Origin of the sequence: Arthrobacter sp. UYCu511 (assembly GCF_040547105.1) — a bacterium.
In the GTDB taxonomy this organism is placed as follows: Bacteria; Actinomycetota; Actinomycetes; order Actinomycetales; family Micrococcaceae; genus Specibacter; species Specibacter psychrochitiniphilus.
Genome location: NZ_JBEPPB010000012.1, coordinates 59,927 through 68,940, shown reverse-complemented (window position 1 = coordinate 68,940; position 9,014 = coordinate 59,927). Strand labels below are relative to the sequence as shown.

General features: G+C 54.8%; 11 protein-coding genes and 1 pseudogene. 6 read left to right on the top strand and 6 right to left on the bottom strand.

Translation table 11 applies throughout. The annotated features are described in order from the left end of the window. Positions 1–98 precede the first annotated feature (98 nt). Positions 99–794 carry a hypothetical protein gene (locus ABIB48_RS15040; RefSeq protein ID WP_354213503.1) on the top strand — a complete coding sequence of 232 codons (696 nt, stop codon included), beginning with the start codon at positions 99–101 and terminating at the stop codon, positions 792–794. A gap of 288 nt (positions 795–1,082) precedes the next feature. Here the strand turns inward: ABIB48_RS15040 and ABIB48_RS15035 are convergent, their stop codons facing one another. The 3 genes from ABIB48_RS15035 to ABIB48_RS15025 all read right to left on the bottom strand — a co-directional run bounded on the left by ABIB48_RS15035 (position 1,083) and on the right by ABIB48_RS15025 (position 2,931). Continuing rightward, positions 1,083–1,541 (bottom strand): GNAT family N-acetyltransferase, encoded by a 459-nt coding sequence (locus ABIB48_RS15035; protein ID WP_354213502.1) that lies wholly within the window; start codon positions 1,539–1,541, stop codon positions 1,083–1,085. 62 nt (positions 1,542–1,603) lie between these two features. Beyond that, positions 1,604–2,092 (bottom strand): anthrone oxygenase family protein, encoded by a 489-nt coding sequence (locus ABIB48_RS15030; RefSeq protein WP_354213501.1) that lies wholly within the window; start codon positions 2,090–2,092, stop codon positions 1,604–1,606. Beyond that, complete coding sequence (locus ABIB48_RS15025) at positions 2,089–2,931, bottom strand: Rossmann-fold NAD(P)-binding domain-containing protein (protein ID WP_354213500.1); 843 nt, start codon at positions 2,929–2,931, stop codon at positions 2,089–2,091. The genes ABIB48_RS15030 and ABIB48_RS15025 overlap by 4 nt, the downstream gene beginning before the upstream one ends. Before the next feature lie 80 nt (positions 2,932–3,011). Between ABIB48_RS15025 and ABIB48_RS15020 the strand changes: the two genes are divergently transcribed. Continuing rightward, positions 3,012–3,998, top strand: a complete 987-nt coding sequence (locus ABIB48_RS15020; protein ID WP_354213499.1) for an AraC family transcriptional regulator — start codon at positions 3,012–3,014, stop codon at positions 3,996–3,998. A gap of 275 nt (positions 3,999–4,273) precedes the next feature. Here ABIB48_RS15020 and ABIB48_RS15015 read toward each other — a convergent pair whose 3' ends face one another. The 3 genes from ABIB48_RS15015 to ABIB48_RS15005 all read right to left on the bottom strand — a co-directional run bounded on the left by ABIB48_RS15015 (position 4,274) and on the right by ABIB48_RS15005 (position 6,094). Beyond that, positions 4,274–4,627: an Imm8 family immunity protein gene (locus ABIB48_RS15015; RefSeq protein WP_110106853.1), complete on the bottom strand. Its 354-nt coding sequence runs from the start codon at positions 4,625–4,627 to the stop codon at positions 4,274–4,276. Positions 4,628–5,096: 469 nt separating this feature from the next. Beyond that, positions 5,097–5,456, bottom strand: coding sequence for a hypothetical protein (locus tag ABIB48_RS15010; RefSeq protein WP_110106854.1), 360 nt, complete (start codon positions 5,454–5,456; stop codon positions 5,097–5,099). A gap of 212 nt (positions 5,457–5,668) precedes the next feature. Then, positions 5,669–6,094 (bottom strand): hypothetical protein, encoded by a 426-nt coding sequence (locus tag ABIB48_RS15005; protein ID WP_110106855.1) that lies wholly within the window; start codon positions 6,092–6,094, stop codon positions 5,669–5,671. A gap of 643 nt (positions 6,095–6,737) precedes the next feature. Between ABIB48_RS15005 and ABIB48_RS15000 the strand changes: the two are divergent. The 4 genes and pseudogenes from ABIB48_RS15000 to ABIB48_RS14985 form a co-directional block, all read left to right on the top strand. Further along, positions 6,738–6,979 (top strand): annotated as a pseudogene (locus ABIB48_RS15000) (IS110 family transposase); the annotation flags it as partial. 72 nt (positions 6,980–7,051) lie between these two features. Beyond that, positions 7,052–7,459, top strand: a complete 408-nt coding sequence (locus tag ABIB48_RS14995; protein ID WP_110107675.1) for a DUF3021 domain-containing protein — start codon at positions 7,052–7,054, stop codon at positions 7,457–7,459. A 253-nt stretch (positions 7,460–7,712) separates the two neighbouring features. Beyond that, a complete protein-coding gene (locus ABIB48_RS14990) occupies positions 7,713–8,444 on the top strand; it encodes a hypothetical protein (RefSeq protein ID WP_354213498.1) in 732 nt (243 codons plus the stop codon). A 65-nt stretch (positions 8,445–8,509) separates the two neighbouring features. Then, positions 8,510–8,713 carry a hypothetical protein gene (locus tag ABIB48_RS14985; protein ID WP_354213497.1) on the top strand — a complete coding sequence of 68 codons (204 nt, stop codon included), beginning with the start codon at positions 8,510–8,512 and terminating at the stop codon, positions 8,711–8,713. Positions 8,714–9,014: the final 301 nt, after the last annotated feature.

Here is a 9,014-nt window from a genome sequence, read left to right as displayed (position 1 = left end):
CTCACTTTGCAAACGGCGTGCATGTTTTCTCTTTTTGGTTCTGGCCGTCCACAACCATTCCAATCATCGTCAGTTTCCACTCCAGATAGAATCCTTCGATGGGGACAGACAAGAAGTACTACCTGCCAGTCAGGTCACGAGTTTATTTGGCCAGCATCGCTTCTCTGTTGCTCGGCTTCGGAGTGGTCATTGGGTTCTTCAACGGGTGGATCCTGGTAGTTGGCTCGCATGTCGTCCGCGCCTGGATACTAAGCAGTGGCCTTTTGCTGGCTTCGCTGGTGATCTGGGTCCTTTGGATCGTCCGTGGCAGCAGGAGGCCGGGCCAGAGAAGGGATGATGGGCGCTGGGGACTGATGCGTTCCGTTGTCTTCTTTATGCTGGTTAGCGTGGTTGGGGCGGGCAGCGCGATGGTGGCGTTTTTCGATTTGGGTACGAGTCACTTCATCCTGGATCCTCATGGACCGGATGGCTGTCGAGCGGTCGTACGGGAGACGGCGATGTTTGGTGGTAGTCAAGGGGAGGCCTACGCCGTCGGCATCATAGGAGTCGGCAGGGCGGCAGGAAAATGGCATACCAATGATGTATACCGGCCAATCAATTCGGGCGACTACACACTGGTGTGGACTGCATCCGGCGGGGAACTTACCATCGCCGACGCTCATGTTTTCAGGACACGCACGCAAAGCATCGCAAGGCACAAGGCGTTGCAGCCGCTCATCGATCGTGGAGAACTCAGCATTGACAATTTGTACGATCAGGAACCATTTGATCGGGAACCGGTCAACTGCCACTGATGCCGAGGCGGAATGGCTCGCGGACCAAGACTCCTGAGGGACAGTCCGATCTACGTACCACTCGAAATCCGGGCTCGCAGTGTTGGCTTTCGGGGCCATATCTTTGGATAGACCGGGTGCGGTCCCCGTCAGATTCGCTCTACAGCCCGACATGATCCAAGGCCAAGGATTGCAGAAATGTCCGGTAGGGGTTCCACTTCCGGAAACCCGCTCTGGCCGAGAATCATCCATAAGTCAGCTTCGGTGCAAACAAGGAAAGCGGCAGAGTGATGGCCCATCTTCGGGTGTCTATCCCAGCAAGAATTCCATAGCCAAGACGCTGGGTTCCGTTGACGTTGGAGCAGTTCTGAATCCGATTCGCTCATATGTGTGGATGGCGGGCGAATTTCCAGCGATGACATTTAGCGTGATCCGGGAGGCTCCTAGTGCTTGAGCCTTGGCCACGGCCAGTGCGACTAAAATTCCGGCGAGCCCTTGACCTCGTTGTGCCGGATCGATGATGACCCGACCTATCCGGAATGTCTCACCGTACTGGGTGAGATCGAAATGGCCTACGGGTTTGCCGTCGCTGCTGCTCGCGCCAATCCATGCACTGAAGTTCTGATCGCTCTCCATCTCTGAGAGCTTCTTTGTCGATAGTGGCCACGTCAATCGTGAGCCAGTGAAAAGGTAGAGAGCCGCAGCATCGGGTACCCATCCAACGATCGTGTCGATATCAATTTTTTTTCGCTGCCGTATAGAGATCATAGATAGAGTCTCACACAGCGTTTCAAGCGCCCGTATGCCGTTAGTGGACGACATAGGGGTGATCATGACGCTCTTGATAGCGGATCAGCCAGAAGGATCGTCGCGGCGACTGCGGTCGATCCCCGCAGCAGGTTCGCTGTGCTCCAGCGACGTTCAAAAGCAGTCCATTGCGCTGCGGATTCCAGGGAATCAGGGGCAACCCGGGCAAGGGCATTGTTGAGGGGAACGTTGCGTGCGACGGTGATGCCGAACGAGGCGAGGGCCAAGGCAGCGCCGACCATGCGGCTTGGATTTTCTAGAGCGGCACCACCGGTTGCTGTTTCGGAAACGACCACGGCGGCGGAGGCGGCTGCTCCAGCGAAGAAAACGGTCATGAAGGGCAGACGGACCGCGCTGTTGTTGATACGTTGCATGGCAGTGATGGCATCGGTTACGGGCAGGGTACGAAGTGCGGGCATGACAATCGCCGAGAAGGCGAAGTAGACCCCTCCGGTGACCCCTGCTCCCAGAGCTGAGGTGATCGTGACGGCGGATATGAACGTGCTGGTCATGCACGTGCCTCACTGCGCAGGTTCCAGGTGCCGTGGGCAGCAACGCGGCGGGCATATTCGGTGAAGTCTGTCCCGGGCTGGCCAAGGGCAGATTCCAGATCGTCGGTGAGGGAGGCATTGCGTCCGTCGAGGATCGATTCGAAGAGTTCGGCGAGGGGCTGGGCATCCTCGTGCGCGATACCGTCTTGGGCGAGGTCGGTTACGAATTCCTCAGCCGTGCTGGGTGAGTAATCAATGTGGCGTCCGGAGGCTGCGGAGATCTCGGCTGCCACGTCGTACATGGACAACAGCCTGGGCCCGGTCACCTCGTACACGGTCCCCGCATGGCCCTGCTCGATGAGTGCTTTGCTTGCGATCTCGGCAAGATCGTCAATATCGATAAATGGTTCCAGGACGTCACCGGCAGGGAGGATGAGCCGCCCGCGTAGAACAGGACCGAGGAGGAAATGCTCGCTAAAATTCTGGGCAAACCATGCAGAGCGGATGATCGTCCATTCTGCGGCGCTCTCTTGCACTGCTCTTTCGCTCGCCAAGGCTCCCTCTTCCCCGCGACCTGAGAGCAACACCAAGCGATTCACACCCGAGTTGCGCGCCTGCTCAGCGAACTCCCCGATCAGCTCCGATACCCCGGGAAAAGCCAGATCCGGGGAGTAGCAGATATAGGCAGCAGAGACTCCAAGCAGCGCATCCTTCCAGGTAGAGCGGTCCTCCCATATGAACGGTGGATTCCCTTGCCTAGAAGCGACGCGGGTTTGGATGCCGCGCTCGTGAAGATAACGAACGATGCGGCCACCAGTGCGGCCAGTTCCACCAAGTACAAGGACATTATGATTAGTCATGGCACCAGCCAATCGCATTTACCCCAGACTATGAATAGTTCAAAAGTGTAGATTCATGCGTGATCGTCTATATTTGTTCCATGGACCCATTGACGCATCTCTTAGATGGCCCACGGGCGCGCCGTGCCTTTGGGCTCCGTATGCTCATGTCACCAGGTTGGTCCATTCTGGTACAGGATCAAGCACCCCTGACTGTCATGGCCATGATGTCAGGCACCGCATCCCTGGAAGCAAATAACGAACGAATCTTGTTGAAGCAAGGCGACGTTGTTCTCGTCCGAGGCCCAGACCCGTATACCGTGACAGATGACTTCTCCCGCGCCCCGGATGTGATTATTCATCCCGGGCAGTGGTGCACGTCCCCTTCCGGAGAAGATGTTCATACAAGTCTGACGCATGGAATACGCACCTGGGGAAACGCTTCTTCAGGTGCAACGACGATGCTCATCGGCACCTACGAAACCGAGGCGGAGGTTGGCGCGGCCGTCACGAACGCATTACCCAACATAGCTGTAGTTCCTTCCGGTCACATCAACCCATCCCTGTTGGACTTCCTTGAAGGAGAAATCACCACCGAGGCACCAGGACAAGGCAGCGTCATCGACCGGCTACTGGATGTGCTGCTCGTCCATTCAATCCGTGCATGGGCCACACTCAACCCCAATTCGGCACGAGGCTGGCTCGCCGGTGGTACCGACCCCATCAGTGCCCAAACGCTAACGCTCTTCCATGGATTCCCCGCCGAGCCCTGGAGCCTTGAATCAATCGCACAGCACCTCAACGTATCTCGGGCCACCCTAGCGAACAGGTTCCGCGCCACCATCGGCGAACCACCCATGACTTACCTAACGAACTGGCGGATGCTCCTTGCAAGCGAACTGCTTGCCGACCCACGGCTCACAACCACGCAGATCGCTACCCAGGTCGGGTATGGAAGTCCTTTCGCCTTGAGTACTGCCTTCAAGAGAAGATTCGGGGTGAGTCCAACCCGATACAGAGACCGAACCTATCCAATAGCTACTGCAGTGACGATTCTCTCCCCAACCGGAAGCTCGCCCCACCGGTGAAAATATAGGCCAACCACCCGACAAAACTCCTTCCATGGACCCGCCTGATTCAGCGAATATCTCCTCGCCTAGGGTTCGCCAAACGTCCCGTAGGCCGTTCCCCAGCGGACGGCTAATTTGATCTCACAGCTACTGCTGCCTCAGCCGATCAGGCCGACCTGTGATCGACCGGCTTGCGGGACGGTTCTGAACTCCGATCCGGACAGACCCCTTACCGGACGCAGGTGGTTGCTTTGGCCCTGCTCCCGTTCCTTTTTAGGGGTATAAACCTGGCACTATGGTTGATAGTTCTCAAATTCCCAGTAGCCCAATCTACTCAGTTGTTCTGCGACCTCGCTCCACGTCGGTCCTTGGCAGGCATTCACATGGCCGACTATATACGAACGAATGCGTTGCCAATTGAAGCCATCCACAATGAGATGATGCCTTCCATTCCAAATACCATCACGGGCAATCAGCTCATCAATCCAGGCAGTGCTGCAGACCGTAATATCGAAGGACTCTTCTCCTGGTTCTTCCAATGGTCCGGCCAGAAGCCGAATGCCTACTGACCAACTTTCTTCCTTGGGTCTCCAAGAGTCCATGTCATCGACATCGAGGCTACCAAGCCAACGAATTGCAGCTCTCATCAGTTGATCTCCGTAATATTCAAGTGCACATTGTCGATTAGCTCGGGCGCATTTTGTCCCTAAACCCAGCTTTCGAAACACGAGGGGAAGTTACCCAACATGGATTCCAGGATGGTGCCGTAACTCTACAAGTTCATCAGCGCCCGCAGAGAGCCCGAATTTCGGGGCATCTCCAGGCTGTGCAGACGACTTCTGAAAATGACAACGTAGTCCTGATACAGGTCGCGGCTCCCACTTGGGCAAGGAAAATTCCCGCTTAGATCCTATTGGCCATTTCAGTCATCAACCGGGCTACGCTTACAATTCCAAGCAGCGCCAGCGTCGTAGGCATCCAGCACTGACAGAATAGATCCAATCAGACGTGATCCTCACGTAGCGCAGTCACCCATCGACAGATGACCGCAGCCTTGATTCATAGATCCACGCGGGTAAGGCAGCTGCCAACATCCATCGGGTCAGACAAGTAGATTCATTCTTCGCTTGACTTGTATTCATGTTCATCCATCAAAAACAATTCAAAAAAACTTGCTTTGTTTTCCTTCAGTATTTCGGCAAATGGACGAATCTGACGAGCATTTTCTTCGACAATATCACCCCATGAACCACTAAACTGGAAGCCACAAACAATTGCCTCCATATCGGGAACTATATAACCTTTCTCACACCAAAACCCTTCAAGAGCTGTAACGCACAAGCTCAATTTCTTAGCGATGTCAAACGCCTCAGCAAGGCATCCTACTCCAACCCATAGAGTATCGGCGTCAATCATAAGCATCCCTGGGGGGTTTTGCAGTAGATATTCCCTAAATGTCTCGTCTGATCCCATCATGCGCTCCAATATATTCAATAACGATCAATTAACTGAACATTGACACCACTTAAATAATTCTAAGTCACACAAGGTCCACGTCGGGAAAATAGCCCGCGGGCGGTCCGCCTATAGGCCCCTCAGGGACGTGCAACCAAGTACTAGATTCTGTGCAGATGATTCTGAAAATGACAACTTTACCGCATTGTCAGGCAGTGCCGAGTTCGTGTGCGCTAACCCGACGAAGCCTGGCTAGCAGCTCGGGTGAAACGGAAGAAAACCCCGGAATCCGGATCGCCAATTGGGATATAAATCGATATTTTCGAACCTTCTTCTTCGGTATACAATTTAAACAATGCAATTAGATCGATGAAGTCAGCAGAGATGTAGGAATAGTTTGCTGACTCATTAAAACCTGAACTCCATGATCCCGAAGCGTTCAAAGTGTCAGTCCAGTCAAGTTCATCGACTGAAAATAAAGACGCATAATCTGGAATTACTTCACGTGGAACATTTGTGATTTCAATCGACATATCTTCGTTCAAGTCCATTGAAGTTTTGTTCCCTTTGGAATCTTGATGGACCCAAGTGCCGAAAAGTCGATCTTCTGGAATGGGATAATTTTCCTTGAAAAAAGAACATGAGGTCACCAAAATCATGATACTGAGTAAAATCGATGTCATCCATAGCATCTTCCCCTGAGAGCGATGGTTTGTTACCAAGAGACATCCTCCTTCCAGTTGAAGGTTTGCTTTTGCTTTAAGAGAGGACAATATTCCCTTGCCCATTTGTTCAGATACTCACGCATAGACGGAGTTGGACCAATCGCCGAGCTAAGTGCCATGCCGCCCCCCAACTAATTCGGTGCACCTGAAATACGGTTCAGCAAAGCCTACACGGTGACTAATTCCACCCAGCGCACACAGATTCGCACGTCCTTACCGCGTAGGTGACACAAGGACTAGCAAACCATCCCGCAGAGGGTTCCCTCAACGGACAAGCTCTGGGCAGTTTCCAATGGCAAGGGATAGTCCCGCGGTTCCCTGGCTCAACTTGCTTCTATGGCCCAGTTCTCCTATGGCTGTCACTAGGGGCAATCTAGTGAGAAATTCCGCTTACTTCTGGGGAATATCTGGGTCTGGGGTTGTGTGAGGTTGGGTTCTTGGGTTCACGGGCTTGGGTGTCCAAGAAACGTGAAAAGGATTCTAATCTGACGGATTCCGCCACTACATCGGACGCCTCGTTGGGATATACCCCAACCGAACCTTCGATTGTCCCTGGCGACACCTTCAGGAGTGCCGGGCCTACTCCGGGAACACGGTCGGGCACCGACTCAACTGGGGCAGTGACCGATCACTGAACAGTGCCCTGCACATGGTCGCGCTCGTCAGGATGACCCATGACACCAAGACTCATGAATACGTGGAAAACGACGAACCGAAGGGCGCACCGACAAGGAAATCCGCCGCTGTATCAAGCGCTACCTGGCCCGCCGTATTTACCGCGCACTCAATGCATCAGCAAAAGCAACAAAAACGGCTTGACGGACATAGAAGAGTCTAGGTAGCCGAGGGTGACATCGGGAGTGGTCTGGCGCTCCGTGATACGTTGGCGCTATGTCTACCCTTCACCTCGGACTCATTCTGGCTGGTGTGCCACTTGTCGTCCTCGGGGTAATGGGAGTTGCGCTGCTTGCTGAAGGGGACTCGGCCACCGCGCGAAGCACATTCGCGGTCGGCGTGATCGCCGCGGCCACAGGCGGCACATCGGTGATCTACCAAGTTGATCGGTGGAAGCTGTCCTTCCAATCAGCAATTCATTTCGTGATCATGCTCTTCACCGTACTACCGGCAATGTTTTTGAGCGGCTGGTTCACCCTCGCCAGTCCTCTCGCATATCTCGCAGTAATCGGAGTTTTTCTCGCGGCAGGGCTGTTAATATGGCTGGTGATGTTCTTCGTTTTCGGAGTGATTCTGTCCAAACGAGGACCAAACCGGAAAGAAACCACGATCAAACGTGACTGATTCCGATTCTGAACACCCTTGCCCCAAAGACCCCTACGCCACGCCGCCCACCTTGGAATTACTCATCTAGTGGGCGTTCTTGGCGGCATCCCAATGGAAGAGGCATCGAGGAGTTCATGACAGCTGTTCGCAGTTCCTCCGGCTGCATTCGCCGCCCGGAGCTCACCACATCAGCGTCGATCAGTTGTCATCTCGTTCGCTGCGAACCATCTGCACTTTCCCAAATTTTGGGCCACAGTAGTGTGCGTTGCCGGTGCTTTTCGCGAGTGGGGAACTGATCGCCGTGGGTCGAGACGGACTGTCCGGCACCGCAAAGAGAGGCACGCTGACGCCGCCGCACTCGTATCTTTATCTTGCGCTGTACGCCTTCGCTCTCGTCGGGTTCGAGATAGTGCTCCTCGCTGTTGAACCAGTGCTCGGGTTACCGCCAGCTAGTTTCCTTGCGCAGATTGTGCACTGGGCTCTCACTATCGTCATCTGGGTTGTTGGTGTGATCGGTTTGACGGCGTGGGCCCTTCGTCGAACCGATTTCACGTTGCGCGGTAAGGCAGCACCGCGGACCAGCACCCTGCGGTGGCTGGTTGTTACCGTTCTCGTAGTTGCCACACTGGCCGCGCAATGGGTGCTTCAGGGAGGTGTGTTTCCGCCAGTTGCAGAGCACACTGCGTTTTCGGAACGCTTCGGCCACGCGGGGACAGCGGCCTGGCTTGTGCAAGTTGCGTACTACTGTGCCGAAGTAGCCGTCATAGTTTTGATCATTGGATTTGGTCAGCGAGCGGGCGACCGCTGGTTCCGACGACAGTGGGTGCCGTGGGGCGGCATTATGCTGGCGATGACCTGGGGTCTTGTCCACTTCCTCACTCAGGATGCGGGTACTGGGATCTATGGCGTCGCTCTGTCCCTGGTCATGGGAACCGTTTATACCTTTACCGGTAAAAGTCTGCTCATCACGTACCCGCTGCTGCTCGTGGTATTCATCCTCTGAGTACGCCAACGAAGCTGGTCGGTATCTCGTCAAAATTTGTGCAGTACCGCATGTAGGATCGGTCCATGGCCGATAAAGGAAGCAACCGAAAACACCGAAGCTTCATTGAATCGCTGCCCGGCATCAGTATAAGTGTGGGCGCATTGGTGGGGATCGCGATCGGAGCCGCTATCGCCGGAGCACAAGGCCTCGCGCTGGGCATCGCCATTGGCGCTGCACTCGGCTTAGTAGCAGGATCGATCGCACGGCTGTGGTGTCGGCGGTCGTGACACGTCGACGGGCAGCATTGTCTATGCGTAACCAGTAGTTTTCAGAACTAGTCTGCAAAAAAACTGGGGCCGGATGCATTCACCGCGGGCCTCGTGGCACGCCACAGAGTGTGAGTACCGGCCCGTTTGAGGGTGATGGTCCTTCACCAGGAATATGGTTCACTCGACTTGTGCGGTTGAATGAGTGCAATTTTGGGGGTTGTGTGTGCCTTGCCCGGTGATCTGGCGATTAGAGTGGCAAGAAGAGTTGGGGCAGCCGACGCGCCTCAACTCTCGGTCGACAGAGTCGGGAAAGTTGGCC

What these genes read in the sequence shown, in the direction of transcription:
- ABIB48_RS14985 (WP_354213497.1), top strand. Translation starts at nt 8,510, where the DNA reads ATGGCCGATAAAGGAAGCAACCGAAAACACCGAAGCTTCATTGAATCG.
- ABIB48_RS15005 (WP_110106855.1), bottom strand. Translation starts at nt 6,094, where the DNA reads ATGATTTTGGTGACCTCATGTTCTTTTTTCAAGGAAAATTATCCCATT.
- ABIB48_RS15035 (WP_354213502.1), bottom strand. Translation starts at nt 1,541, where the DNA reads ATGATCTCTATACGGCAGCGAAAAAAAATTGATATCGACACGATCGTT.
- ABIB48_RS15010 (WP_110106854.1), bottom strand. Translation starts at nt 5,456, where the DNA reads ATGATGGGATCAGACGAGACATTTAGGGAATATCTACTGCAAAACCCC.
- ABIB48_RS15040 (WP_354213503.1), top strand. Translation starts at nt 99, where the DNA reads ATGGGGACAGACAAGAAGTACTACCTGCCAGTCAGGTCACGAGTTTAT.
- ABIB48_RS14995 (WP_110107675.1), top strand. Translation starts at nt 7,052, where the DNA reads ATGTCTACCCTTCACCTCGGACTCATTCTGGCTGGTGTGCCACTTGTC.
- ABIB48_RS15015 (WP_110106853.1), bottom strand. Translation starts at nt 4,627, where the DNA reads ATGAGAGCTGCAATTCGTTGGCTTGGTAGCCTCGATGTCGATGACATG.
- ABIB48_RS15025 (WP_354213500.1), bottom strand. Translation starts at nt 2,931, where the DNA reads ATGACTAATCATAATGTCCTTGTACTTGGTGGAACTGGCCGCACTGGT.
- ABIB48_RS15030 (WP_354213501.1), bottom strand. Translation starts at nt 2,092, where the DNA reads ATGACCAGCACGTTCATATCCGCCGTCACGATCACCTCAGCTCTGGGA.
- ABIB48_RS15020 (WP_354213499.1), top strand. Translation starts at nt 3,012, where the DNA reads ATGGACCCATTGACGCATCTCTTAGATGGCCCACGGGCGCGCCGTGCC.